General features: G+C 72.5%; 24 protein-coding genes. 18 read left to right on the top strand and 6 right to left on the bottom strand.

Annotation, left to right across the window (positions count from 1 at the left end):
- The first annotated feature begins 25 nt into the window (after positions 1-25).
- From ACZCAH_RS05195 to ACZCAH_RS05160, 8 genes are all read left to right on the top strand, one after another.
- The gene (locus ACZCAH_RS05195) at positions 26-664 is read left to right on the top strand and encodes an NUDIX hydrolase (RefSeq protein WP_329750289.1); all 639 of its coding nucleotides are present in this window, start codon (positions 26-28) and stop codon (positions 662-664) included.
- Positions 661-1,878 (top strand): quinolinate synthase NadA, encoded by a 1,218-nt coding sequence (gene nadA, locus ACZCAH_RS05190; RefSeq protein ID WP_464340060.1) that lies wholly within the window; start codon positions 661-663, stop codon positions 1,876-1,878. Before ACZCAH_RS05195 ends, nadA begins: the two co-directional genes overlap by 4 nt.
- Positions 1,875-3,260, top strand: a complete 1,386-nt coding sequence (locus tag ACZCAH_RS05185) for an L-aspartate oxidase (protein ID WP_464340059.1) — start codon at positions 1,875-1,877, stop codon at positions 3,258-3,260. The genes nadA and ACZCAH_RS05185 overlap by 4 nt, the downstream gene beginning before the upstream one ends.
- A complete protein-coding gene (gene nadC / locus ACZCAH_RS05180; protein WP_464340058.1) occupies positions 3,254-4,108 on the top strand; it encodes a carboxylating nicotinate-nucleotide diphosphorylase in 855 nt (284 codons plus the stop codon). The genes ACZCAH_RS05185 and nadC overlap by 7 nt, the downstream gene beginning before the upstream one ends.
- Positions 4,105-5,235: a cysteine desulfurase family protein gene (locus ACZCAH_RS05175; protein WP_464340057.1), complete on the top strand. Its 1,131-nt coding sequence runs from the start codon at positions 4,105-4,107 to the stop codon at positions 5,233-5,235. The genes nadC and ACZCAH_RS05175 overlap by 4 nt, the downstream gene beginning before the upstream one ends.
- Entirely contained in the window at positions 5,232-5,978 is a 747-nt protein-coding gene (locus ACZCAH_RS05170) for a hypothetical protein (protein ID WP_464340056.1), read from the top strand. The genes ACZCAH_RS05175 and ACZCAH_RS05170 overlap by 4 nt, the downstream gene beginning before the upstream one ends.
- 271 nt (positions 5,979-6,249) lie before the next feature.
- Positions 6,250-7,263: a hypothetical protein gene (locus ACZCAH_RS05165; protein ID WP_464340055.1), complete on the top strand. Its 1,014-nt coding sequence runs from the start codon at positions 6,250-6,252 to the stop codon at positions 7,261-7,263.
- Between the two features lie 19 nt (positions 7,264-7,282).
- On the top strand, positions 7,283-8,131 hold the full coding sequence (locus ACZCAH_RS05160; RefSeq protein WP_464340054.1) for an aminotransferase class IV: 849 nt from the start codon (positions 7,283-7,285) through the stop codon (positions 8,129-8,131).
- Here ACZCAH_RS05160 and ACZCAH_RS05155 read toward each other — a convergent pair whose 3' ends face one another.
- A complete protein-coding gene (locus tag ACZCAH_RS05155) occupies positions 8,132-9,088 on the bottom strand; it encodes a sugar-binding transcriptional regulator (protein ID WP_464340053.1) in 957 nt (318 codons plus the stop codon).
- Positions 9,089-9,169: 81 nt separating this feature from the next.
- Between ACZCAH_RS05155 and ACZCAH_RS05150 the strand changes: the two genes are divergently transcribed.
- Positions 9,170-9,634, top strand: coding sequence for a PTS sugar transporter subunit IIA (locus ACZCAH_RS05150; protein ID WP_464340052.1), 465 nt, complete (start codon positions 9,170-9,172; stop codon positions 9,632-9,634).
- The gene (locus ACZCAH_RS05145) at positions 9,631-10,101 is read left to right on the top strand and encodes an NUDIX domain-containing protein (protein WP_464340051.1); all 471 of its coding nucleotides are present in this window, start codon (positions 9,631-9,633) and stop codon (positions 10,099-10,101) included. Before ACZCAH_RS05150 ends, ACZCAH_RS05145 begins: the two co-directional genes overlap by 4 nt.
- Before the next feature lie 58 nt (positions 10,102-10,159).
- Here the strand turns inward: ACZCAH_RS05145 and ACZCAH_RS05140 are convergent, their stop codons facing one another.
- Both ACZCAH_RS05140 and ACZCAH_RS05135 read right to left on the bottom strand, forming a co-directional pair.
- Positions 10,160-11,767 carry an HNH endonuclease signature motif containing protein gene (locus tag ACZCAH_RS05140; RefSeq protein ID WP_464340050.1) on the bottom strand — a complete coding sequence of 536 codons (1,608 nt, stop codon included), beginning with the start codon at positions 11,765-11,767 and terminating at the stop codon, positions 10,160-10,162.
- A 549-nt stretch (positions 11,768-12,316) separates the two neighbouring features.
- Positions 12,317-13,375 (bottom strand): zinc-dependent alcohol dehydrogenase, encoded by a 1,059-nt coding sequence (locus tag ACZCAH_RS05135; RefSeq protein ID WP_464340049.1) that lies wholly within the window; start codon positions 13,373-13,375, stop codon positions 12,317-12,319.
- 118 nt (positions 13,376-13,493) lie between these two features.
- On the opposite strand from ACZCAH_RS05135, the gene ACZCAH_RS05130 reads away from it, so the two are divergent.
- The 3 genes from ACZCAH_RS05130 (at position 13,494) to ACZCAH_RS05120 (ending at position 16,851) form a co-directional block, all read left to right on the top strand.
- Positions 13,494-15,206, top strand: a complete 1,713-nt coding sequence (locus ACZCAH_RS05130) for an IlvD/Edd family dehydratase (RefSeq protein WP_464340048.1) — start codon at positions 13,494-13,496, stop codon at positions 15,204-15,206.
- Between the two features lie 172 nt (positions 15,207-15,378).
- Entirely contained in the window at positions 15,379-16,227 is an 849-nt protein-coding gene (locus tag ACZCAH_RS05125; RefSeq protein WP_464340047.1) for an aldo/keto reductase, read from the top strand.
- 288 nt (positions 16,228-16,515) lie between these two features.
- The gene (locus ACZCAH_RS05120; RefSeq protein WP_464340046.1) at positions 16,516-16,851 is read left to right on the top strand and encodes a hypothetical protein; all 336 of its coding nucleotides are present in this window, start codon (positions 16,516-16,518) and stop codon (positions 16,849-16,851) included.
- 33 nt (positions 16,852-16,884) lie between these two features.
- On the opposite strand, the gene ACZCAH_RS05115 is transcribed toward ACZCAH_RS05120, so the two are convergent.
- The 3 genes from ACZCAH_RS05115 to ACZCAH_RS05105 all read right to left on the bottom strand — a co-directional run bounded on the left by ACZCAH_RS05115 (position 16,885) and on the right by ACZCAH_RS05105 (position 20,535).
- Entirely contained in the window at positions 16,885-18,387 is a 1,503-nt protein-coding gene (locus tag ACZCAH_RS05115) for an NAD-dependent succinate-semialdehyde dehydrogenase (protein WP_464340045.1), read from the bottom strand.
- Between the two features lie 91 nt (positions 18,388-18,478).
- Entirely contained in the window at positions 18,479-18,814 is a 336-nt protein-coding gene (locus ACZCAH_RS05110; RefSeq protein ID WP_464340044.1) for a hypothetical protein, read from the bottom strand.
- 23 nt (positions 18,815-18,837) lie between these two features.
- A complete protein-coding gene (locus ACZCAH_RS05105; protein WP_464340043.1) occupies positions 18,838-20,535 on the bottom strand; it encodes a sodium:solute symporter family protein in 1,698 nt (565 codons plus the stop codon).
- Positions 20,536-20,927: 392 nt separating this feature from the next.
- Between ACZCAH_RS05105 and ACZCAH_RS05100 the strand changes: the two genes are divergently transcribed.
- From ACZCAH_RS05100 to ACZCAH_RS05080, 5 genes are all read left to right on the top strand, one after another.
- Complete coding sequence (locus ACZCAH_RS05100) at positions 20,928-22,262, top strand: ABC transporter substrate-binding protein (RefSeq protein WP_464340042.1); 1,335 nt, start codon at positions 20,928-20,930, stop codon at positions 22,260-22,262.
- On the top strand, positions 22,259-23,143 hold the full coding sequence (locus ACZCAH_RS05095; protein ID WP_464340041.1) for a carbohydrate ABC transporter permease: 885 nt from the start codon (positions 22,259-22,261) through the stop codon (positions 23,141-23,143). The genes ACZCAH_RS05100 and ACZCAH_RS05095 overlap by 4 nt, the downstream gene beginning before the upstream one ends.
- Complete coding sequence (locus ACZCAH_RS05090; RefSeq protein WP_464340040.1) at positions 23,140-24,069, top strand: carbohydrate ABC transporter permease; 930 nt, start codon at positions 23,140-23,142, stop codon at positions 24,067-24,069. Before ACZCAH_RS05095 ends, ACZCAH_RS05090 begins: the two co-directional genes overlap by 4 nt.
- Positions 24,070-24,236: 167 nt before the next feature.
- Positions 24,237-25,631, top strand: coding sequence for a serpin family protein (locus ACZCAH_RS05085; protein WP_464340039.1), 1,395 nt, complete (start codon positions 24,237-24,239; stop codon positions 25,629-25,631).
- Positions 25,628-26,083 (top strand): serpin family protein, encoded by a 456-nt coding sequence (locus ACZCAH_RS05080; protein WP_464340038.1) that lies wholly within the window; start codon positions 25,628-25,630, stop codon positions 26,081-26,083. Before ACZCAH_RS05085 ends, ACZCAH_RS05080 begins: the two co-directional genes overlap by 4 nt.
- Positions 26,084-26,114: the final 31 nt, after the last annotated feature.

Raw genomic sequence — 26,114 nt, 5'->3', positions numbered from 1 at the left:
GACTTTAACAGGAGGTGTCCCCGACGTGACCGCTCTCGCCGTCTCCACGGTGATCTTCGCGCTGCGACCGCACCCCACCACCCGGCGGCTCGCGCTCTGGCTCCCGCTCGTGCGCCGCATCCGCGCCCCGCACCAGGGCCGCTGGGCGCTCCCCGGCGGCCCCCTCGACGATCGGGAGGACCTCGCCGCCGCCGCGAGCCGCACCCTGCGCGAGACCACCCGACTCACCCCGGACTACCTCGAGCAGCTGTACGCCTTCGGCGGTCTGGACCGGGCCACGGGGGACGCCGAGCGGACCGTCTCGATCGTCTACTGGGCCCTGGTGCGCCCCGAGGACACCGTCGCCGGCGCCGTCAACGTGAAGTGGTTCCTCGCCGACGAGCTGCCCGAGCTGGCCTTCGACCATGCCGAGATCGTCGAGTACGCCCTCTGGCGCCTGCGCAACAAGGTCGAGTACTCGCAGATCGCCGCGTCCTTCCTGGGCCGCACCTTCACCATCGCGGAGCTGCGCGGCGTCCACGAGGCCGTCCTCCAGCGCCCCCTCGACCCGGCGAACTTCCGCCGCCAGATGGAGTCCTCCGGTCAGCTCGTCGCGACCGACGAGTTCCGCACCGGCGGCCGCCACCGTCCCGCCCGCCTCTACCGAACGGTTCCCCGACCATGACTGCCCTGCCGACCACCACGGCCACCTCCTGCTCCACCCGTCTGCTCACCGATCCCTGGGTGATCGACCGCGAGGACCCCGGCTACGGGCCCGGCGCCTCGATGGGCGACCGCATCCCGCTCGGCGCCCCGCGCCAGGGAGAGATCCCCGAGGAGTACCGCACCGCCTCCGAGGAGGAGCTCGCGGACCGCATCCGCGCCGCGAAGGCCGCCCTCGGCTCCCGCGTGGTGATCCTCGGGCACTTCTACCAGCGCGACGAGGTCGTCGAGCACGCCGACTACGTGGGCGACTCCTTCCAGCTCGCGACCGCCGCCACCGCGCACCCCGAGGCCGAGGCGATCGTCTTCTGCGGCGTGCACTTCATGGCCGAGACCGCGGACATCCTCTCCCGCCCCGAGCAGGCCGTGATCCTGCCCAACCTCGCCGCCGGTTGCTCGATGGCGGACATGGCGGACATCGACCAGGTCGAGGACTGCTGGGAGCAGCTCGGCGAGATCACGGACGACGTCATCCCGGTGACCTACATGAACTCTTCCGCGGCCATCAAGGGCTTCGTCGGTCGCCACGGCGGGATCGTGTGCACCTCCTCGAACGCGCGGACCGTCCTGGAGTGGGCCTTCGCCCGCGGCCGCCGCGTCCTCTTCCTGCCCGACCAGCACCTGGGCCGCAACACCGCCCGCGCGATGGGCGTCGGCCTCGACGAGATGGTCATGTGGAACCCGCGCCGGTCCCTCGGCGGCAACACCGCCGAGCAGATCCGCGCCTCCCGCGTGCTGCTCTGGCACGGCTTCTGCTCGGTGCACAAGCGCTTCACCCCCGCCCAGGTCGAGCGCGCCCGCGCCGAGCATCCCGGCGTGCGGGTGATCGTCCACCCCGAGTGCCCGATGGAGGTCGTCGACGCGGCCGACGAGGCGGGATCGACCGACGTGATCCGCCGCGCGATCGAGGGCGCGAGCGAACCGACCACCTTCGCGATCGGCACCGAGATCACCCTCGTCCAGCGCCTCGCCGCCCAGAACCCGCAGCATCGGATCTTCTGCCTCGACCCCGTGGTGTGCCCCTGCTCGACCATGTACCGCATCCACCCCGGCTACCTCGCCTGGACCCTCGAGTCGCTGCTGCGCGGCGAGGTCGTCAACCGCATCACCGTCGACCCGTCGGTCGCCGCACCGGCCCGCCTCGCCCTCGAGCGGATGCTCGCGGCCCGGCCATGAGCATCCTCGTCATCGGCTCCGGCATCGCCGGGCTCACCGCCGCGCTGCGCCTCGCCGGACGCACCGAGGTGCTGCTGGTGTCGAAGGGCGCGCTCGCCGACGGGGCGACAACCCGCGCCCAGGGCGGGATCGCGGCCGCGATCGACCCGGCCGACAGCCCCGCCGCGCATGCCGCCGACACCCTCGCCGCGGGTGGCGGTCTCGGCGACCCCGCCGCGATCCGCCTGCTCTGCGAGGCGGCGCCGAGCGTCATCGCCGAGCTCGTCGATAGGGGAGTGGTCTTCGACGCGGGCTTCGGCCTCGAGGGCGCCCACTCCCGCCACCGCATCCTCCACGCGGGCGGCGACGCGACCGGCGCCGCGATCCAGGCCGCCCTGCAGTCGGCGCTCGACGGCCGCGTCGAGGTGCGCGAGCACACCGTGCTCGTGGACCTGGTCGTCCGGGCCGGACGGGTCGTCGGCGCCGTGCTGCTCGGCCCCGACGGCGTGCTCGTCGAGCAGCGGGCGGACGCTGTCATCCTCGCCACCGGCGGCGCCGGCCATCTCTTCTCCCGCAGCACCAACCCGCTGACCGCGACGGGGGACGGCGTGGCCGCGGCGGCCCGGGCGGGGGCCGTCCTCGCCGACCTGGACCGCGTGCAGTTCCACCCCACCGCGACCCCCGGCGCGCACCTCGTCTCCGAGGCCGTGCGCGGGGAGGGGGCGGTGCTCCGCGACGCGCGGGGCGAGCGCTTCGTCGACGAGCTCGCCGCCCGAGATGTCGTCGCCCGCGCGATGGCCCGCACCATGGCCGCGCAGGACGGTGCGCCGGTGCTGCTGGACGCGACTGCCCTCGGGGCCGACTTCCTGGCCGCCCGCTTCCCGACGATCGACGCCGCCGTGCGTGCCGAGGGCCTCGACTGGGGCCGGGAGCCGATCCCCGTCACCCCCGCCGCGCACTACTGGATGGGCGGGATCCGCACCGACCTCGACGGCCGCACCTCCCTGCCCGGCCTGCTCGCCGCGGGGGAATGCGCCTGCACCGGAGTGCACGGTGCGAACCGCCTCGCCTCGAACTCCCTGCTCGAGGGGGCCGTCTTCGGTGCCCGCGCCGCCGAGTCCGCCCTCGCCACCCCCCGCTCGTCGGCGTCGCCTCCCGGCCCGAGCTCCCCGCCGCGGGAGAGCGGCACCGACCCCGCCTGGACCCGTCGCACCCTGCAGGAGGAGATGTGGTCCCACGCCGGGCCGCTCCGCAGCGGCGAGGGACGACCCCGCCTCCTGGACTGGACCGCCCCGGATCCCACCGACCGGCGGTCCGTCGAGGACCGCAACCTGCTCCTGCTCGGCCGGCTGCTGCTGGCCGCCGCCCGCCGACCCGCCCGCCTGGAGGCCCCCGCATGCTGACCCCCGCCCTCATCGACCCCGTCGTCCGCGCCGCCCTCGCCGAGGACGCCCCCTGGGGCGACCTCACCGGGGAGCTGCTCGTCCCCGCGGAGGCGACCGCCACCGCCGGTCTCGTCGCCCGCGAGCCCGGGACGCTCGCCGGGATCGACGTGTTCGCCGCGGCCTTCACCCTCACCGACCCCTCGGTGCAGGTCGTCCCGCGCACGGCCGACGGGGACCGCTTCGCGGCCGGGGAGGTCCTCGCCGAGGTCACCGGACCCGCCCGGGCCCTGCTCCAGGCCGAGCGGGTCGGCCTGAACCTGCTGCAGCGGATGTGCGCGACCGCGACCCTCACCGCTGCCCTGGTCGCCGCCGTGGAGGGGACCGGCGCCCGCATCACCGACACGCGGAAGACCACGCCGGGGCTGCGGGTCCTCGAACGGCACGCGGTGCGCTGCGGCGGCGGGGTCAACCACCGCTTCTCCCTCTCCGACGGGGTGATGGCCAAGGACAACCATCTCGCCGTCCTCGCCCGGTCCGGGATCGGCGTGGAGGAGGCACTGCGCGCGGCCCGGACGCGGCTCGGGCACATGGTCCGCCTCGAGGTCGAGGTGGATCGCCTCGACCAGATCGAACCGGTGCTCGCGGGCGGGGCCGACGTCATCATGCTCGACAACTTCTCCCTCGCGGACCTCCGCACCGGGGTCGCGCTGATCGCGGGCCGCGCCGTGGTCGAGGCCTCCGGCACCATCATGCTGGACACCGTCCGCGACGTGGCCCTGACCGGCGTGGACGTCATCTCCTCCGGCGCGCTCACCCACTCCGCCGGCAGCCTCGACCTGGGGCTGGACATGGACGTGCGGGCGTGAGCACCGTCTACCTCGACGCGGCCGCCGCGGGGCCCGTGCGCTCCGAGGCCCTCGAGGCGGCCTGGCCGTATCTCACCGGCGTGTTCGCGAACCCCTCCTCGCACCATGCCGCGGGGGAGGCCTCCGCCGCGGGACTCGAGGACGCCCGGGCCCGCGCCGCCCGGGTGCTCGGTGTGCGCCGCCACGAGATCGTGTTCACGGCGGGCGGGACCGAGGCCGCGAATCTCGCGATCAAGGGCCTCGCCGTCGGCTCGCCGCGCGGGAGGCACCTGGTCACCTCCCCGCTCGAGCACGAGGCGGTCCGCGAGTCGGTCGACCATCTGCGCCGACTCCACGGTTTCGCGGTCACCGAGGTGGAGGTCGCACCCGACGGGACGATCACCCCGTCGGCCCTGCGCGCCGCCCTCCGTCCCGACACCACCCTCGTCTCCCTCGCCCTCGCCAACACCGAGATCGGGGCGATCACCGACGTGCGCGCCCTCGCCGCGATCGCGCACGAGGCCGGCGCGCTCGTCCACACCGATGCCGTGCAGGCCGCCGGCTGGCTCGACCTGCGCGGGCTCGGCGTCGACGCGCTCACCCTCGCCGGGCACAAGGTCGGCGCGCCCAAGGGCAGCGGACTCGCGATGCTCCGCGGGCGACTGCCCGTCGAGCCCCTCGTCCACGGCGGCGGGCAGGAGAACGGCCGACGCTCCGGCACCGAGAACGTCGCCTTCGCCGTCGCGCTCGCCGTCGCCCTGGAGCTCGCCGAGGCGGAGCGCGCCGAGCGCGTCGCCCGCATCACCCCGCTGCGGGACGCGCTGCTCGAGCGGGTCCTCGCCGCGGGCTGCATGCTCACCGGTCCGCGGGCGCCGCGGCACCCGGGGCACCTGTCCTTCTGCGTGCCGGGCCGCAGCGGGGAGTCGGTGCTGCTGGACCTCGAACGGCGCGGGGTGATCGCCTCGAGCGGCTCCGCCTGCGCCGCGGGCAGCGATGAGCCGAGCCCGGTCCTGCTCGCCCTCGGGCTGCCCCGGGAGCTGGCGCAGTCCGCGGTGCGCCTGACCCTCGGCGGCGACGTCACCGCGGAGCAGATCGAGGAGGCGGGGGAGGCTGTGTCTGCCGTCCTCTGTGCCACGATGGCGCGGTGAACACCTCCCCGCTGCTGCCGATCCTCTCGGTCCGCCCCGTCCTGGACCGCCTCACCTCCCTCGCCCGCACCCATGAGCGGGACGTGACCCTGCTGCCGGGCCTCGCGGTCACCGAGGAGGAGGTCGCCGCGAACCCACCGGCGGCGCTCGAGCAGATCGTCGACGAGTTCGGCGGCATCGTGCTGCGCGAACAGACCCTGCTGACCCTGCTCGTCGAGGACCGCACCGACGTCGGCCCGTACACGCTGCTCGGCGACGCGGCGACCTTCTACCCCCTCTTCGAGACGCCCGAGGCCGCCGTGATCCTCACCCTCGACGAGGAGGGCGCGCCCGGTGCCGTCTTCGGCATCGGCGAGGACCTCGCCCTGCATCTCGTCGCCCCGGATCTCGGCACCTACCTGGAGCGCTTCGCGGACGCGCTCGCCGCGACCCTCGCCGAGCTCGACCCGGCGCTCGAGGGCGAGGAGCGCGACGAGGCCGCCGAGCAGCTCATGAACGATCACCTGTTCACGCAGGTCCTCGGACTCGCCGATCCCGACCCGGAGCTGGACGTGCCGCTGCGGTCCCCGTCGGACTCCGCGGTCCCGGACCTGCCGGCCGGCGCGCTCGCCGTCGCCGACCTGCGCGAGGCCCCCGTCGGCGCCCGCGTCGACCTGATGGAGGCCGACGTGCCCGGCGACCCGCTCGAGCTGCACGTCGCCTGGCGCGCCGGAGGCCGCGCGGTGGTCCTGCTCGGGGGCTGACCCGCGCGGTCCACGAGGTGCGGCGGATCGGTGGGGACTTCGCCACCGGCGCCTAACGGATCGATGCGCTGGCGGAGCGGCTGACGGCCGTGCTCGCCGCGGTCGCGTGGGTGGGGCCGGATGCCGACGCGCGGCGCGGGGCGGAGTCGCTGCCGGGGTGGGTGCGGGACCTGCTCCCCTGAGGGTGGGGAGTCCTCCCCATCGCCTCGGCGGCGGATCGCCGCTTACCGTGAGCGTGTCAACGGGGGAGAGCTGAGGGGGACGGGCGACGATGAGCGCATTCCTGGGCGCGGACACCGAGGCGCTGCGCACGATCGGGTCGATCTGGGCGAGGCGGGCGGCGGTCCTCGAGGACCTCGAGTCGCTGTTGAGCGGTGTCGTCGACGACGTCGAGTGGATCGGGGAGGACGCCGACGAGTTCCGCGCCGACTGGAGCTCTCGCGTGCGTCCCGGGCTGCAGGACCTCGGCATCGATCTGCGGATGCAGGCGCGCCGGCTGATCGAGCACGCCGACGAGCAGGACGCCGCCTCGAGCGCGAGCGACTCCTTCGCGGCGGACCTGGCGCGGACGCTCGGGGAGGCGGCCGAGGCCCTCCTGCGGGGGGTGCTGGGCGGTGCGACGGGGGTTGCCCAGGGCGTGATCGCGGGGGCGGTCGCCGCGGCGCTCGAGGAGATGTTCCGCGAGGCGCTCTCCACCCCGGAGGGTCGTGCGGACTTCCTCGGTGGACTGCTGGGCGCGTCGCTGCTCGGCGGACTCCTCGCCGAGCTCCTCACCCGGGCGCTCGCGCTGGGCCAGGCCTTCACCGATCTGCTCGGCTCCCTCGGCGGCGGCCTCGCTCTCGGCGCGGCCCTCGGCGATCAGCTCGGCCAGGAGCCTCTTCCCGTGGCGGCAGCCGCGGCCTCGGGCGAGCAGGGAGCGGCTGGCGGCGGCGAGTCGGCGGGCGGCGGCAGCGGTGGCGGCTCGGGCGGCGGGGATGCAGCAGGCGGCGGAAGCGGTTCCGGCGGCGGCAGCGGTGCGGGCGGCAGCGGTGCGGGAGGCGGCGCCGGGTCGGACTCGGCCGCCTCCGGCGATGAGGGCCCCGTCGCGCACGGCCGCGCGATCGGCGGGCAGGGCATCGTGGCGGGAGAGGACTCCAGCTCGGGCGCGGTCTTCGCCGGGCGGATCGAGGCCCCGGGCGAGGACTCCGGGATGTCGCTCCTCGAGCGGCTGATGGCGATGATCGGCGACGCCATGGGCTCCGGCGGCGGCGCCGCCTCGATCGGCGGGGACATCGGCCGATCCTGACGGGTCTACGCTGGTCGGCATGTCCGCGCACAGCCCCGTCCTGATCCTCGTCCCCGGTTCCCGTCCTGCGGATCCCGCCGCCCCGGCCCTGCTGGTCACGGACCTCGCGGCCACCCGCGGTGACGGTGTCTTCGAGACCATCGGCGTGTTCGACGGGCGCGCCGTGAACGTCGGCCCGCACCTGGACCGCCTCCAGCGCAGCGCCCGGATGATGGATCTGCCGCTCCCCGCGCGCGAGGAGCTCTCCGCGGCGATGGAGGCGGCGATCGCGGCCCACGACCCGGTCGCGGAGCTGACCGTGCGGGTGATCGTCTCGCGCGGCGTGGAGGGCTCCGGCGAGCCGACCGCCTGGGTCCACGCCCGCGCGGCCGACGACTGGTCCTCCCATCGCGCCGGGATGCGCGTGATCACCCTGGACAGGGGACTGGCCACGACCGCGCCCCGGACCAGCCCCTGGCTGCTGGCCGGCGCGAAGTCGCTGTCCTATGCGGTGAACATGGCCGCGACCCGCGAGGCGGTGCGCCGCGGAGCCCGGGACGTCCTGTTCGTGGCCTCGGACGGGTACGTCCTCGAAGGGCCGACCTCGACCCTCCTGGTCCGCCGGGGCGAGGACTTCCTGACCACCCCGGTGAGCGCCGGTGTGCTGCCGGGGACCAGCGTCGGCACTCTCTTCGAAGCTCTGCGGGCCGAGGGACGGTCGGCCCGCGAGGAGCTGATGACGGTCGCGGACGTCGCCGGCTCCGACGCGGCGTGGCTGCTCTCCTCGAGCCGTCTCGCCGCTCCGCTCACGCATCTGGACGAGACGGAGTTGCCGGTGGATCGTGAGCTGACCGAGCGCTTCGGCCGGCTGCTGACCGGCCGCGACTGATCACAGGCGGGAGAGCACTTCCCGCGCGAGGTCGGTGTCGACGACCACGGTGTCGATCGCGCCGCTGCGCAGCACGCCGAGCACACCGGGAGCCTTCTCCGCACCGGCGGCGACGCCGAGCACCTCGGGGATGCGCAGCAGCTGGTCGAAGGTGACCGCGAGGACCCGCTGATCCGAGGGGGCGCCGAGCGGCTCGCCGTGGGCGTTGACGAAGCGCCCGCACACATCGCCCACGGGCTGCTGCGCGTCGAACGCCGCCCGCTCGGCGTCGTCCAGGCGCATCAGCTCGACGATGTGCGGGGAGGAGTGCATGCCCGCGGAGCCGATGCCGACCACGGCCAGCTCCACGCGGGCGGCGTCGGCCAGCACGCTGCCGATGCTGGACTCGGCGCGCAGTGTGGCGAGCGCCGTCGCGGATTCGAGGATGGCGGGGGCGTAGAGCGTCTCGGGGCGCGATCCGAGGCGGGAGGCGAGGACGCGCAGCACCGAGTCGCCGGAGTCAAACTGGTCCAGGGCGCTGTGGCCGCCGACGAGCGGGAGGACCCGGGGACGGGGCCGGAGGTGGAGCGTCTCGAGCTCCGCGACCACGTTCTGGACCGTCTGCCCCCAGGAGACTCCGAGGCTCGAGACCTGCGCGGCGCGGTCGGTGATCACGGCGGCACCCTGTCGTGCGACCGACTCCATCGCGGAGGTGCGCGGGGCGGAGACGACGTACGCCTCCTGCAGGCCGAAGGCGGCGCGCAGGGAGGCCTCGAGGGCGTCGTCCCGGCGCGGTGGACCCTCGGGGTCGTGGATGCTGATCTCGACGATGCCCCGGTCCCGAGCCTGGGTGAGGATGCGGGAGACGTTGGAGCGGGAGAGGCCGAGCTCGGCGGCGACCTCTGTCTGGGAACGTCCCTGCTCGTAGTACAGGCGGGCGGCCCGCACGATCACGGAGGTGTCGCGGGGTGCGGGCATGCGGGACTCCTCGTTCTGGGCGGGTCGGCCCAGCCTACGCACCGGGGTGACAGAATCCGTGACGACGACGAGGGAGGCGGCATGGCCGAGGAGCTGGAGCTGATCGTGGTGGTGGCGCACCTCGAGGTGGGCGATGCGGAGGATGCGCTCCGCTCGCTCGCCGCGCGGCTGCTGGAGGAGGGGGCGGTGACCGTCGACTTCCCGGAGGCGCTGCGGGAGAGGGAGCGGCAGTACCCGACGGGCCTGCCGACGCCGATCCCGACCGCGATCCCGCATGCCGATCCGGCGCTGGTGCGTCGGCCGGGGCTGGCCCTCGCCACGCTCGCCCGCCCCGTGGATTTCGGGGAGATGGGCGGCGAGGGCACCGTGGGGGTGCGCATCGTGGCGATGCCGCTGCTGACCGACGCGGCGTCGCATCTGCGGGCGCTGCAGCGGCTGATGGGCGTGCTCCGCTCGGAGGATGCCGTGGGGCGGCTGCTGCAGGCGGAGGACGAGGACGAGCTGCGCCGGTGCGCAGGAGAGCTGCTGGAGGGGGAGACCGCGTGAGGGGTCCGAGGGTCGGGGTGAAGGCGCTGGTGGTGCGCGATCGCCAGGTGCTGATGAATCGCTATACGGATGCGGACGGGCACGTGGTGCTCGCCCTGCCCGGGGGAGGTCAGGAGCACGGAGAGGATCAGGTCGCGGCGCTGATCCGCGAGTGCCGGGAGGAGATCGGGGCGACGGTCGAGGTGCATCAGATCGCCTGCCTGTTCGAGATCCTCACCGAGCGCCGCTATCGAGACGGCGCTCCCATCCCGCTGTTCCATCAGGTGAACATCGCGTACTGGTGCGACCTCGCCGAGGGGGAGGAGCCGGGTGTCGGCACCGATCCCGACGCCGGCCAGGACGGCACCGAGTGGCTGTCACTGGACCGCCTCGACGACCACGACGTGCGCCCCGTCGAACTGAAGCGCTGGCTGCAGTCCGATCCCTCGAGCCGCCCGGTCTCCCTCGGGGTCTGCGCCCCGGCCTGAGTTCCAGGCTGATCTTTGGCCTGACCCCCGATCTGCGCGGCGGCCGAGGCCGGGTCGCTCAGAACGGTGGTGGCCCGGGATCGGACGGGCAGACCGACTCGCAGGGGCCCACCGCTCCGCCGTCCCGGGGCAGGGCACCCGCCCGCGCCGCCGAGGCCGCCCGCTCCGCGAGGTGCTCCGCCCAGCGTCGTTCGAGCGTCGCGGCGAGAAGAGGGGTGGTCATGTCGGTGTGCTCGAGGGTCCAGGACGTGTGGGCTCCGTCGAGGGTCCACCGGGTGACGGCGGGTTCTCGACGACGCAGTTCGCGAGGGCCGGTCCCCACGCCCGGGCAGGCGCGTGGATCGGAGGGCCCGGCGGCGGACCGGTCGGGGGCAGCCCCGGCCTCGCGCGTGGGATCGAGGCGCCCGGCTGTCTTGAGCTGGTGGTGTCGCCAGCAGAGGCGATGGAGATTCTCGAGCGTGGTCGGTCCTCCACGCGCCGGGTCCCGGTGGTCGAACTCCTCGATGTGGTCGTCCTCGGAGGCGAGAACCGTGGAATGCGTGCAGCCCGGCGCCGCGCAGACAGGATGTCTCAACCGGAGCTGTGTGCGCTGGGCCGCGGTGGGCGTGTATCTCGTGGTGGGAGCGTCGAGGTACGCGCCGCTGATCGGGTCGGTGAGCAGGCGGTGCCACTCCGGCTGCCCGGCGGCCAGGAAGCGGGCCTGGTCCGCGGGGATCGGAGTGCGGCCCTCGAGCATCCCCGGGGCGTCGCTCGCACCGAGCAGGGTCATGGCCGGGGCGGTCACGAAGAGGGTGAACGCGGTCCGGGGAGCTTCGACGGGCTCGTGGTGCAGCAAGGAGTGGGTCAGGACGAGATAGCGCAGCGTCGCGAGGGATAGGGCCCGACCGTTCTCCAGCGCCGTGCCGTCCGGGTCGAAGGGAACTGCCTCCCCGGGCTGCTCGGCGAGCTGCTTGCGCTGGGCCGCCTGGACCGTGCGCGCGGCGGCGTCGAGCCGATGCGACAGGGCGAGGATCTCCAGCATCGGCCCCGTCACCGAGAGAGTCGCCGTCCCCTCGGGGACAGGGCCGATCTGCACGGACACGTCCCGCTCCGGCGTGCGCGCGGGTTCCGGGACCTCGGAGAGGGTGAGGCTGATCGCGAGACCGAGATGCCGATCGAACTGGGAGCGCGAGATGGAGGCGACTTCCCAGGTCGCGACCACGGCGTCGATCGCGGCGGCCTGCGCATCGCTCATGCCCGCGAGCCGCCGGAGCAGAGTCCGATGCCAGTCCTCCGGGAGGTCCCCGGTGGCCAGCTGCTCGAAGGTGCCCGGCATGACGGTGACGGCGCGGTGCGCGTCCCGGACCCTGCCGGCCGCCTGGGAGGCGGACACCCGCAGGGCGGTGGCCAGCTTCATCGCGATCAGGTCGAGAGCGTCGCTCGGGTCGCTGACGTCAGGGTCCTCCCGCAGGAACTGCGCGACCTCCGCGAGCTGGCGCGCGTAGAGCCGGGTCCGCTCCCGAGAGGTGTCATGGATGGTCACGGCCTGCTGCGCGTGCGCGGTGACGACCGGGTCGGCTTCGTGCGCGCTGTCGACCAGCGCAGAGGCCCGGACGGCCTCAGGGGTGAGGCGCCGGCGGGCGCGGACGGGCCAGGGCCTCAGCTCGCGGGGGAGCTCTGCGGTCATCACTGCGGACATGTCCTGGAAACCCCCGTCCCATCTCGCCGTCGACGCCCCCGGAGTTCCGGGGAGATGTGACAACGCTATTCGATGCCTGAGGGTGAGGGAACCCCTGCGCGAACATGGGGATGAAAATGTGGAAAACCGAGAGTGGGGAGGAACGGTTCGCGCCGCGGGCGGGAACCTCCTGGCGGTTCAGGGCGGCGGAGTCGGTGGTGATGCGCGCGGGAGCGGGGACGTCGACGCGATGGTCAGCGCACCAGACGCCCAGGCCATGGACGTTCTGCGGCACGCAGGACGCCCCGACATCTCCGAGCGGAGGGTGCCACGACGGGTGATCGCGCAGCACGTGCGCGCCCCGCTTAATACCGGTTGGGTGCGACATATGAGCCGTATATCAGTCCATTGTGGAAAACCATGCTCTGAGGAGGAATCGTTCGTGCAATCGATCGCCGAGAACCCTTCCCCTGGCGCGCTCGAGCGGGCATGATGGCGCCGATGTCCCTTCAGATCAGCCAGCACACGGCGCGCTCAGAGCGCCCGGCGCGCGCCGCGTCACACGTGAGGGTCGATGTGCACCTTCGGGCCGCGTGGCCTCGCCGGCGCGGTCGTCGGTCCGCGGCGCGGCTCGGCGCCCTCCCGCCCGCGTCCCGGCGTCGCGGCGAGGACGTCCGGGACCTCCTCCAGCGCGATGGTGCTGCCCACGATCGGGCACGGGTCGACGGTGCCCGAGGCATACGCCGCGATCGTCTCCTCGAGGGCGGGGGAGGCGCTGAGCACTCCGACCGCCGTGACGTCCGCGAGGACCAGCTCGCGCGAGTCCACCGGGGTCGGTGTGCCGGCAAGGCCGATGAACACCGCCCGGCCTCCGGGCTCGACGAGTTCCACGGCGCGGGCGGGCAGGAGCGGGGCGCCCGCCGCGTCGATCACCGCGTCCCAGGGGAGATCGGGCAGCGTCGCGTCGTCCCAGACCCCATCGAGGCCGAGGGTGCGCGCGAGCTCGAGGTGCGGGCCTGGCAGGCCCAGCACATGGACCTCGGCCCCCGTGGCGCGGGCGAAGAGGGCGCTGAGCAGGCCTATCGTCCCCGGTCCCATGATCAGCACGCAGTCCCCGTCGGACAGCGGTGCGCCCTGCACGGCGCGCAGCGCGTTCCCGCCCGGCTCGACCAGCGCCCCCGACGTCGGTCCCACCGCATCCGGCAGGGCGTGCAACGAGTTCGCAGGCACGGCGAGCTGCTCGGCGAGGGCACCGGCGCGGGCTCCGCGGATCCCGACCTCCTCGCGCGCGGCGCAGACGTGCTGATGGCCGCGGCGGCAGCGTCGGCACGATCCGCAGCCGAGCATGGTGTCTCCCATGACCCGCCGGTCCAGCCACTCCGGATCGACGCCGGTGCCGACGGCGCTCACCCGTCCGCACCACTCGTGCCCGATCCGCATCGGGAAGCGGGAGACCCCCTGTTCGAGGTAGGACATGTGGCCGCTGAAGATCTCCGCATCGGTGCCGCAGATCCCGGCGCGCTCCACCTCGACCACGACCTCGCCGGGGGCGGCGGTGGGCGGGTCGACCTCCCGCACCTCGGCCCGACCCGGCCCCGTGATCACCAGTGCGCGCATCGTCGTTCCCCCTCGAACGCCATCCCGACCGCCGGACCCCTCGAGGCGCCGGACCGAAATGACATAGGATCCATGATGTTTCCGAGCGTAGGCCCGATCGATGATGAGGGGAACGGCAATGGAGCTCCGCAGCAGCCAGTGGTACGGGGGCGAGGACCGCAACGGCTACATCCATCGGGCCTGGATGCGGCGCGGCGTGCCCGACGACGCCTTCCGCGGCCGCCCCCAGATCGCGATAGCGAACACCGCGAGCGACCTCACCCCCTGCAATGCGCACCTCACCGGCGTCGCCCAGTTCGTGAAGAACGGCGTGCTGGAGGCCGGAGGAGTGCCCCTCGAGCTGCCGGTCACCTCGCTCGGCGAGACCAACGTGCGACCCACGGCGATGCTCTGGCGGAACATGGCCGCCATGAGCATCGAGGAGATGCTCCGTGCGAACCCCGTCGACGGCGTCGTCCTCCTGGGCGGATGCGACAAGACCATCCCGTCCCTGCTCATGGCCGCGGCGAGCGTGGACATCCCGGCGGTCGTGATCCCGGGCGGACCGATGCTCAACGGCACCTTCCGGGGGGAACGGCTCGGGTGCGGCACGGGCGTCTGGAAGCTCAGCGAGGAGGTTCGGGCGGGGACCCTCTCCCAGGAGGACTTCACCCGCTCCGAGTCCGCGATGATCCGCAGCGCCGGTCACTGCAACACGATGGGCACCGCCTCGACGATGGCGCTGGTCGCCGAGGCGCTGGGCACGATAGTCCCCGGGATCGCCGGCACGCCCGCGGCCGACGCCCGGTTGAACGAGGCGGCCCAGCTCACCGGTCGTCTCGCCGTGGACCTCGTGCGCGAGGGGCGCACTCCGTCGTCCTTCCTCACCAAGGGCTCCTTCCACAACGCGATCGTGGCCCTCGCCGCGATCGGCGGCTCCACCAACGCCGTGGTGCACCTCCTCGCGATCGCCGGACGACTCGGCATCGAGCTGAGCGTCGAGGACTTCGACCGGATCGGTGCGAGGGTGCCGCTGCTGGTCGACCTGCAGCCCGCGGGCCGGCACCTCATGGAGGACCTCTTCCGTGCCGGTGGCCTGCTCGCGGTGCTCCGCGAGGTGCAGGACCTGCTCGATCCTGAGGCGCTCACCATCACGGGCCGGCCCTTGGTCGAGCATCTCGACGGTGCGGAGATCTGGGACCCCGAGGTGATCACCCCACGCAGCGCGCCGCTCCAGAAGGACGCGGGCATCGCGCTGCTCCGGGGGAACCTCGCCCCCGACGGCGCGATCATCAAGCCCGCCGCCGCCTCGCCCGAGCTCCTGCAGCACCGGGGGAGGGCCCTCGTCTTCGACAGCATCGAGGACTTCCACGCCCGCATCGACGATCCGGATCTCGAGGTCGACGCCTCCACCGTCATGATCCTGCGCGGCTGCGGGCCGAAGGGGTACCCGGGCATGCCCGAGGTCTCGAACATGCCGCTGCCCCCGAAGCTGCTCGAGCAGGGGGTGCGGGACATGGTCCGCATCTGCGACGGCCGCATGTCCGGCACCGCCTACGGCACCGTCGTCCTGCATGTCGCCCCGGAGGCCGCCGCAGGTGGTCCCCTCGGCCTGGTCCGCACCGGCGACTGGATCGTGCTGGACGTGCCGGCCCGCAGGCTCGACGTCGAGCTCAGCGCCGAGGAGCTGGCCGCTCGAGTTCCGTCCGAGGCCATGACCTCGGCTTTCGCGAGTCCCGAGCGCGGCTGGGAACGGCTCTACGTCGATCACGTCCTGCAGGCCGATACCGGTGCCGACCTCGACTTCCTCGTCGGCTCGAGCGGATCGGACGTTCCGCGCGAGTCGCACTGACCCGGCCCCACCGCCGACCCGTCGATCTACCGCCGGCACCGCCGGACCCGTCCCTGACCGCGCCATCCCCCGATCCGTCCGACCCTCTCTCCCGCACCACACGGGCAAGCGCTAGCCTGGATCCCGTCGTCCGCCCGCGGAGCTGCCGCGGACCTCCCACCCAAGGAGCATCATGACTGTCTCTCCCCGCCTCAGCTTCCACGACGGCCGCTCGATCCCCCAGCTGGGCTTCGGCGTCTGGCAGGTCTCGAACGAGGAGGCCGCCGACGTCGTGGTGACCGCCCTCGAGACCGGGTACCGCCACATCGACACCGCCCGCGGCTACAACAACGAGGCCGGCGTCGGTGAGGCGCTGCGACGCTCGGGCCTTCCCCGGGACGACGTCTTCGTGACCTCGAAGGTCCCCAACCAGGACCAGGGCCGGGACGCGACCCTGCGCTCCTTCGACGCGAGCATGAGCGACCTCGGCCTCGACGTCCTCGACCTGTACCTGATCCACTGGCCGGCCCCGTCCAAGGGCCTCGCCGTCGAGACCTGGAAGGCACTCACCGAGCTCCACGAGCAGGGCCGCATCCGTTCCATCGGCGTCTCCAACTTCCGCCGTGAGGACCTCGAGAAGATCGAGCACGCCACCGGGATCGTGCCGGTCATCAACCAGATCGAGCTGCACCCGTACTTCAACCAGCCCGAACTGCGCGAGTACCACGCGGAGAAGAACATCGTCACCGAGTCCTGGTCGCCGCTGGGTCAGGGCGGCGGCGAGCTCGAGGACCCGGTGATCGCCGAGATCGCCGAGGTAGTCGGCGCCACCACCGCCCAGGTGGTGCTGGCCTGGAACCTGGCGCTCGGCAACGTGGTGATCCCGAAGTCCGTGACTCCGGAGCGCATCGCCGCCAACTTCGCTTCCCTCGAGGTCACGCTCTCCGAGGAGCAGATCGCCGCGATCACCGCGCTGCACAAGGGTGAGGCGGGTCGTCGCGGCGGCAACCCGGACGACTTCGGCGGGCACCAGGGCGCCTGACGCCCGCCGGTCACGGCCCGTCGGCCCGGCCGACGGACGCGCCCCGACCTCCGCACCCGCGCGCCGAGCTCTCGCTCGAGGGGGCACGGCGAGCGGGCGCCACAGCGGAGTTCGTGCCGACGACGTTCCACGAGGTCGCGATGGGTCACGGCCTGAGCCGACGGCACCACCCGCACCGTGACCCTGGAGGGGAGCGCCTGACACCACCTAGGGCGACCCCGTAGTGTCGGGACACCTGGCGGGACGCATCGGGCCCCCGCCGCAGCGCACACCAGAAGGAGCATCACGATGACGGAGAATCCCTACGACCCGGCCGTGGACGGCATTGGCACCCCGCGCGAGGACGCCACCGGACCCGACGGCGCCGAGAACATCGACCGGATCCTGGAGCTGGAGCGGGAGCGGAACGCCTCCGAGCGCAGCGAGGACGCCGCGGACGTCCCCGCGGAGCTGGGCGAGGAGGACCTGGCCGCCGCCGAGCAGGGCAATCGCGCCGGGGACGAGATGCTCACCGAGCAGGAGCTGCCTGATGGCCAGGAGCTCTTGGAACAGGCCGACGAGCCGGTCGACGCCTTCGAGGACGAGCCCTTCACCGAGGACGACCCCCTGCGCCGCGACCGCTGACGAGCGACCGGCCGACCGTCGCCGACGCCGAGCTCAGAGCGGCAGGCGCACGTACGTGGTCTCGAGGTATTCGGCGAGACCCTCGTGGGAGCCCTCGCGGCCGAGCCCCGACTCCTTGACCCCGCCGAAGGGCGCGGCCGCGTCGGAGGCGACGCCCAGGTTGACCGCCACCATCCCGGCCTCGATCCGCCGCGCCACGGCCGTGACCTCGCCGAGGTCCTCGCCCATCACGTAGCTCATCAGCCCGAACTCGGTGTCGTTCGCGGCGCGGACCATCGCGTCCACGTCGTCCATCACGATGATCGGGGCGACGGGCCCGAAGATCTCCTCGCTGGTGACGCGGGCGTCGGCCGGGACGTCGGCGAGCACCGTCGGCAGGTAGAAGGCCCCGCCCGCGCAGCCGTCCGGCAGCTCCTCCGCCGTCGGCCGGCGCCCGCCCACCAGCACCCGCGCCCCGCGCTCGACCGCGTCGGCGACCAGCTCCTCGACCTTCTCGAGCCCCGCCTCGTCGAGGAGCGGGCCGAGCGTCGTCGCGGGGTCGATCCCGGGCCCCACCTGCAACGCCGCCGCCCGCTCCACGAGCGCCGCCGTGAATTCCTCCGCCACCGACGCGTGCACGTAGAAGCGGTTCGCGGCGGTGCACGCCTCGCCATTGTTGCGGAACTTCGCGGGCATCGCCGCCTCCACGGCGGTCGCCACGTCGGCTGACGGAAGCACCAGGAACGGTGCGTTCCCGCCGAGCTCCATCGACGTACGCAGCACATGCTCGGAGGCCTGCGCGAGCAGCGCCCGACCCACGGCGGTCGAGCCGGTGAAGGACAGCTTGCGCAGCCGCGGATCGGCGAGCAGCGTCTCGGAGAGGCCGCGAGCATCGGAGGTGACCACGCAGTTCACGACGCCGGCCGGCACCCCGGCGTCGGCCAGGATCCGCATCAGCAGCAGCGACGTCAGCGGCGTGGCCTGCGCGGGCTTGAGCACCACGGTGCATCCGGCCGCGAGCGCCGGACCGATCTTCCGCGTGCCCATCGACAGCGGGAAGTTCCACGGGGTGATCGCGAGGGCGGGGCCGACGGGCCGTGCAAGGGTGAGGATCGCCTGGTCCGCCGCGGGAGCCTGCCGGAACCCGCCCGGCTGCCGCACCGCCTGCTCGGAGAACCAGCGCAGGAACTCCGCCCCGTACGTGACCTCGCCATACGCCTCCGCGAGGGGCTTGCCCATCTCCAGGGTCATGGCGAGGGCCAGGTCGTCGGCCCGCTCGTGGCACAGCTCGTACGCGCGGCGGAGGATCTCCGATCGCTCCCGCGGCAGGGTCGCGGCCCAGGACTCCTGCGCGGCGCAGGCGGCGTCCAGCGCTCGGCGGCCGACGGTCGCGGCGTCGGCGTCGACGACCTCGAGCAGCGGCAGCCCCGTCGCGGGGTCGATGACGTCCAGCGACGGGGTCCCGCCGAGGAAGCCGCCGTCCACGAAGGAGCTGCGCGGGACTCGCTCCAGCAGGTCGGTGATGCGGTCCGGGGTGATGGTGGGCAAGTCGGGCACGGGAACCTCCAACGTCGTCGGGTCCGTCCAGTCTGCCCCTCGGCGTCGCCCGGCGGGGGCATGCTGGGCCCGAGGTCGCGGCCCCGACCGGTCAGAGGGCCGCGATGTCCTTCGGCTCCTCGGCGCCGTCCTCGTTCTCGCGCACGATCATGCGGATCGGGTCGAGCTTCGCCCAGACGAAGAAGAGGATCGCGACGCCCACCATGGCGACGCCCGCCCAGAGGTTGGCGTTGAGCCCGTCGGTCTTCGCGGCCTCGTGCGGCGTGAACGCGAACAGTCCCATCGCCACGAGGATCAGTCCGAACAGCCCCACCAGGGTGCCGATGAAGGTGCGGATGTCGAAGGCGCCGGCGGTCTCGACGTGGGCGTCCGCGGGGACGTCGGGGGAGCCGGTCGGCTCGGGGGTCGTGCCTTTGTGCGTGTTCATGGTGTGCTCCTGGTGATCCCGGCTCAGGCGAAGACGATGTTCAGGACGATGACGAGGACCAGGCCCAGGCCGGCCATCGGCACCGGGCGGCGCCAGATGGGCAGGTCCTTCTCCTCGGGGTCGACGAGCTGGGACTTCGGGGTCTCGGAGTAGACCAGGCCCTTCAGCTCGTGGACGGGCTTCGGGGCGGTGAACTGCGTGACCACCACGGAGACGAGGATGTCGACCACGAAGGCGGTCGCGGCGCTCACGAAGGCGAGGCCCTGGCCGGGCAGCTCGAACAGCCCGAAGAAGGTGGAGGAGGCCCACAGCGCGACGGCCGAGAGGGTGCCGGCGACGAGGCCGGTCCAGCCCGCGGTGGGGGTCATCCGCTTCCAGAACATGCCCAGGATGAAGGTCGCGAACAGCGGCGCGTTGAAGAACCCGAAGAGGGTCTGCAGGTAGTCCATCAGGTTCGAGAACTGGCCGGCGATGAGCGCGGTGAAGATCGCGATGATGCAGGCGGCGAGGGTCGCGAGGCGGCCGACCTTCAGGTAGTGGGCGTCGGGGGCATCCGGCTTCACGTACTGCTGGTAGAGGTCGTAGGAGACCACCGTGTTGAAGGCGGAGATGTTCGCGGCCATGCCGGCCATGAAGGCGGCGAGCAGGCCCGCGATGGCGACTCCCAGCAGGCCGTTGGGCAGCACGTCGCGCATGAGCAGCAGCAGGGCGTCGTTGTAGTTCACGCCGGTGGCGGCCGCGCCGGCGGCGTCGCCCGCGGTGTCGAGCTGCTTGTACTCGGTGAGCTCGCCGACGAGCACGGCGGCGATCATGCCGGGGATGATCACGATGAAGGGGATGAACATCTTCGGGAAGGCGCCGATGATCGGCGTCATCCGGGCGGCGGTGAGCGACTTCGAGGCCATCGCGCGCTGCACCTCGACGAAGTTCGTGGTCCAGTAGCCGAAGGAGAGCACGAAACCGAGGCCGAAGACGATCCCGATCACCGACAGCACGGGGCTGTCGAAGCCGGAGAGGGCCTGGCCGGGCCAGGTGTGCAGCTGCTCCCCGCCGAGCATGCCGTCACCTGAGACCCGCTCCTTCAGGCCGCTCCAGCCACCCACGCGGTGCAGGCCGATCAGGGTCAGCGGCAGCAGCGCCGCGACGATCACGAAGAACTGCAGCACCTCGTTGTAGATCGCGGCGGAGAGCCCGCCGACCGTGATGTAGAAGAGCACGAAGGCGGCGGCGAGCACGAGGCCCACCCACATCGGCCAGCCCAGTAGCCGGTTCACGATCGTCGCGAGCAGCGACAGGTTCACGCCCGCGATGAGCAGCTGCGCGACGGCGAAGCTGATGGAGTTCACCAGATGCGCGCCGGTGCCGAAGCGCATCCGCATGAACTCGGGGACCGAGCGCACCTTGGAGCCGTAGTAGAACGGCATCATCACGACGCCGAGGAACAGCATCGCGGGCACCGCGCCGACCCAGAAGTAGTGCATCGTCGGCATGCCGTACTGGGCGCCCGTGGCGGACATGCCCATGATCTCGACCGCGCCGAGGTTCGCGGAGATGAACGCCAGGCCCGTGACCCACGCGGGCAGCGAGCGGCCGGAGAGGAAGAACTCGATGGAGCTGGAGACGCCGCGCTTGGCGTACCACCCCACTCCGAGCACGAAGACGAAGTACAACGCGATGATCGCGTAGTCGATCCACTGCGCATCCAGCCGGATGTCGACCATGATCAGATCCTTCTGAGGGGGGAGCGGGGGAGGGGACGAGAGGGGGCGGGTCCGGGGCAACGGTGAGCTGACGGGGAGTCCGGCGCCGACGGCGGGTCACGCTACCACCGGGCGGGGCGGCGCGTGCGGCATCTTCCCGCAAGGTCCGGACAGACGGTCCGTCGTGTGGTAACGACACGCTGGTCGGCGGGCGGACGGGCAGGGTGGTCGGCCGACGGGCCCGGACCGTGCCCGGGCATCCGTTCCAGCCCGACCGCCCCCGCCTCGGCGTGGCTCGGCTCACGTCGACGGGAACGTTCACGTGGAAAATAGTGCGTCGTCACTTTTCTCGGTTAGGCTCGCGGCGCCCGGAGACGAGAGCAACTCGATGACGAGGATTGACAAGGAGAGCGATGAGGCAACGACTGTCACGGCGCTCGGCGCTGGTGGGGACCGGGGCGGCGCTCGCCGCCGGGCTCGCCGCCTGCGCCCCGCCGAACAACGGCACGGTGAACGCCGAGCCCACCATCCCCGCCGCGGACGGCAAGGTCACCGTGACCTATTGGGCGTGGCTGAAGGACCTGCAGAAGGTCGCCGACGTGTTCAACGCGTCGCAGGACCGGATCACGGTCGAGGCCACCTGGATCCCCGGTGGCAACTCGGGCGGCTACGCCAAGATCCTCTCCGCGGTCGCCGCGGGCGGCGGCCCCGACATCGCCCAGGTCGAGCTCCGCCAGATCCCCGAGTTCGCCCTCGCCGGCGCGCTCGTGGACCTCACCCGCTACGGCTTCGGCGATCAGGAGTCGCAGTTCGACCCGGGCGCGATCAGCCAGGTCAAGGTGGGCGACTCCTTCTGGGGCGTCCCGCAGGACACCGGCCCCGTCGCGACCTTCTACAACCGCGAGGTCCTCGAGGGGGAGCTGGGGCTGACCGTCCCCGCGACCTGGGACGACTTCCGCGAGGTGGCCGGTTCCGTGAAGGAGGCCGGCAAGAACCTCATCAGCCTCGACCCCTCCGACGGCTCGCACCCCATCGCCTGGGTCATGCAGTCCGGCGCGGTGTGGTTCCGCCCCGAGGGCGACGGCTGGATCGTCGACATGACCGATGACGCCTCGCTGCGCGTCGCCGAGTTCTGGGACGGTATCTTCGCCGACGGGATCGTCGGCACCGGCTACGGCTCCTACACCACGCCCTGGTACGCGGCGGCCGGTGACGGCAACGTGCTCGCCTCGATCTCGGGGTCCTGGTCCGACGCGCTGAACGCCACCGTCCCCGACGGCGCGGGCAAGTGGGCGGTCGCGCCGATGCCCACCTGGCCCGACGGCTACGCCTCCGGCGGCCACGGCGGTTCCTCCGCCGCGATCCTGTCGAACGCGAAGCACCCCGCCGAGGCGCTCGAGTTCCTCACCTGGATGTGCACCGACCCCGCGGGGATCGACGCGATGATCCAGTACTCCGGCATCGGCTGGTCCCCGGCCGCGGACTACATCGGCGAGAGCCGCATGCAGCCCTCGGAGTTCTTCTCCGGCCAGAACTACAACGAGGAGGTCATCGTCCCGATGGCCGCCGGCCAGAACCTCGACTGGACCTGGGCTCCGCTCATGCAGCGCGCCCAGGCGATCATCGGGGACGGCATGACCCGGGCCGTCAGCGGCGAGGTGCCGCTGGTGGACATGTTCGCCGACGCGCAGACGCAGATCGTCGACATCATGCGCACCATCGGCCTGAACGCGGAGGAGGCACGATGAAGGCGAAGTCCGCTCCCTGGGTGCTGATGGCACCCTTCCTGTTCCTGTTCGTGGTGACCATGGTGGTGCCGATCATCATGGCGATCGGGTACTCCTTCACCCGCGTCGAGCGCTCCGGTCTCCTCGGTGAGGCGGGCGTGACCAGCGTGTTCGCCGGAGTCGACAACTACATCGCGGCGCTGTCGAACGTCAACTTCATCGCCTCGCTCGGCCGCATGGTGCTCTTCGGCGCGGTGCAGGTGACGGTCATGATCGTCGCCGCGACGGTCCTCGCCCTGCTCCTCGAGAGCGCCTCGGCGAAGTGGCCCGGCTTCTTCCGCGCGACCTACTTCCTGCCCTACGGCATCCCTGGCGTGATCGCGACGATCCTCTGGTCGTTCCTCTACATCCCGGGCCTCAGCCCGATCGTGGACACCCTCGCGCTGGTCGGGATCAACGTCGACTTCCTCGCCCCGAACATGGTGCTGTGGTCGATCGCGAACATCGTGACCTGGACCTACACCGGCTACAACATGCTCATCATCATCGCCCAGCTGAAGGCGATCCCCGGTGAGCTCTACGAGGCGGCCAAGCTCGACGGCGGCTCCTCGCTGCGGGTCGCGCTGTCCATCCAGCTGCCGCTGATCCGCCCCGCGCTCATGCTCACGATCATCTTCTCGATCATCGGCACCCTGCAGCTCTTCGCCGAGCCGCGCCTGCTGCAGACCATGAGCTCCGGCATCACCTCGGAGTACACCCCGAACATGTCCGCCTACGCCTTCGCCTTCCAGTACAACGACATCGGCATGGCGGCCGCGCAGGCCGTCATCATCGCGGTCTCGGCCTTCGTGCTGTCCGCCGTGGCGCTCGGCATCTCGAACTGGACGGAGAAGCGTCGATGACCACCACGCAGACTCACCGGGCGAAGGCCTCCGGCTCGCCCCGCCGCGCCGCCGACGACTCCCGCTCCGGCTCCCGCGACGCGGGCCGTCGGCCCACCACCACGATCCTGGTCACCGCGATCCTCGCGATCGTCGCGATCTACTTCCTGGTGCCCGTCTACTGGGTGGTCGTCAACGCCACCAAGTCCACCGAGGACCTCTTCGGCACGAGCGGCTTCTGGTTCGGCGAGAGCTTCCAGCTGTTCGAGAACCTCGGCGCCGTGCTCAGTGCGAACGGCGGGATCTTCCCCCGCTGGGCGCTGAACTCGCTGCTCTACTCGGGAGTCGGCTCCCTGCTCGCGACCTACTTCGCGGTCGCCGCGGGCTATGCGCTGGCGAAGTACCGCTTCCGGGGGCGCTCGCTGGTCTACGGCTTCGTGCTGGGCGGTGTGCTGGTGCCCGGCACCGCGGTGGCGCTGCCGCTGTTCTTCCTGTTCAGCTCGGTGGGCCTGACCAACACCTACTGGTCGGTGCTGATCCCGTCGCTCGTGAGCCCGTTCGGCCTGTTCCTCGCCTCGATCTACGCGAGCGCCGCGGTGCCGGACGAGATGCTCGAGGCCGGCCGCCTCGACGGCGTGGGCGAGATCGGGCTGTTCCACCGCCTGGCCCTGCCGCAGCTGACCCCAGCGGTCGTGACCATCGTGCTGTTCCAGTTCGTCGCGATCTGGAACAACTACTTCCTGCCCCTGGTGATGCTGGCCGACGAGCGGCTCTACCCGATCACCCTGGGCCTGGACAACTGGCGCGCGCAGACCGACCGTCTGCCGGAGTTCTACCAGCTCACCGTGGGCGGCGCGCTGCTCTCGGTGATCCCGCTGGCGATCCTCATTCTGGTGCTGCAGCGCTTCTGGCGCGGCGGCCTCACCGAGGGCTCCGTCAAGGGCTGAGCCTCGGGGCCATGGTCAGGTACTGGCGTCACAGCGATGACTACGCCATATATGGCGTAGTGGTACGCAGGACGCCAGTACTTGACCACGGGCACCCCGCCAGCACCCGACCACTGCGCACCCCGGCAGTGCTTGCGCCGGGCCCGATCGGCGGCTTCGATGGGGTGATGAACCCCACCGTGCCGACAGCGCCGCCTGCAGACGCCCTCCCGGACAGCACGGCGGCGGCGCCGCAGCACCCGCGAGGCCCGCGCCGCCGCACCCTGCTCGCCGCCGCGGCGGGGACGCCCCTCGCCGGCCTCGGCCTCTCGGCCTGCGGCTCGGATCTGCTGCCCGGCGGGGGAGGGGACGAGCCGGACCTCGCCGCCGAGCTGCCGCGGCGCGAGCCCGGGCCGGCCGAGGGCGCGGGGGAGAAGGTCGTGCCCTTCACCGCACGGATGCTCGCCCTCATCGACCGCCAGGAGGTCAACGCGGTCTGCTCCCCGCTCTCGGCTCAGACCGCCCTGACCATGGCGGCGCTCGGTGCGGCGGGGGCCACCCGCGCGCAGATGGAGGAGGCCCTCAGCGGCACCGTCGAGGAGCTCGCCGAGACCGCCAACACCCTCTCTGCTGTGCTCGCCGCCGTCGGGGACCGGGCCCGGGAGGAGGACGATCCCGACTTGCCCGATCCCGCCGTCGCCTCCCTCGTCAACTCCACCTGGCTGCAGGAGGGCTTCGAGGTCGAGCAGCTCTATCTGGACGCCCTCGCGCAATGGTTCGGCAGCGGCGTCTTCGAGGTCGACTACATCGACCCCGGCGCCCGTGAGGTAGCCCGCGAGCGGATCAACGACTGGGTGCTCGAGCAGACCAACGATCTCATCGAGGAGCTCATCCCTCCGGACGCCCTCACCGAAGACACCCGCCTCGTGCTGGTCAACGCCCTGCACCTCAAGGCCTCCTGGCCCGCCCCGCTCCAGAAGACCGGCGGCACCTTCACCACCTCGGGCGGCGAGCAGGTCTCGGCCGAGATGCTCCGCGGCAGCACGTCGTCCTGGTACGAGGACGCGCTGTGCCAGGCGACCGCGCTCGCGGCGGCCGGCGGCGAGCTGGCCCTCGCGCTGGTGCTGCCCGTCGGCAGCCCCGCGGAGGTGCTCGACGCCTGGGCGGAGTCGGCCGACGACCCGGCCGCGGGGCTCGGCGCGCTGCTCGCGGGGCTCGAGAGCGCGCAGGAGACGGTCGACGTGACCGTGCCGGCCATCGACATCGACTGGGACTCCTCCCTCGTCGGCCTGCTGCAGGAGCTCGGCATAGCGGACGCCTTCACCGAGATCGCAGACTTCTCCGGGATCAGCACCGCCGTGAGGCTGCTGATCAGCGACGTGATCCAGAAGGCCGTGCTGACGATCGACGAGAACGGCATGGAGGCCGCCGCGGCCACCGCTGTCGTCATGGAGGAGGCGTCGGCCCCGCTCGAACCGAAGGAGCTGGTGCTGGATCGGCCCTTCCTCGTCGTCGCCTACGAGCGCACCACCCTCGCCCCGCTGGTCGCAGGCTGGATCGGCGACCCGACGCAGACCCGATGAGCGCGCCCGTCCCGCCGACCGCCGACGATCCCGCCGCCGCGTTCACCGCACGGCTTCTACCGCTGATCTCGCCGGCGGAGCAGGACCCGGCGGAGCAGAACATGGTCTGCTCGCCGGTCTCGGCACGGATCGCGCTCACCCCGCTCGCGCTCGGTGCGCGAGCGGAGACGCTGGACCAGCTCGAGACGGCCCTCGGCGCCGACGCGGAGTCGCTCGCCGCGCAGGTCGTGGCGCTGCGCGAGGCTCTCGAGCGCGTCGAGCCCCCGGCGCACGCGGCGCTCGTGGACGCCTTCTGGCTGCAGTCTGGGGTCCACCTCGAGGGGCGTTTCCGGGACCGTCTGGTGCACCAGCTGCGGGTCCGGCCGGGCAGCGCGGACTTCACCCGCGCCGAGGGGCGGGCGCGAGCGAGGGACGAGATCAACGCCCTGGTCGAGGAGGCGACGACGGGCTGATCACCGATCTCGTCGGCCCGGACGACCTCTC

This window comes from Brachybacterium sp. B718/18 (genome assembly GCF_055454375.1).
This window is presented reverse-complemented; position numbering and strand designations above follow the sequence as displayed.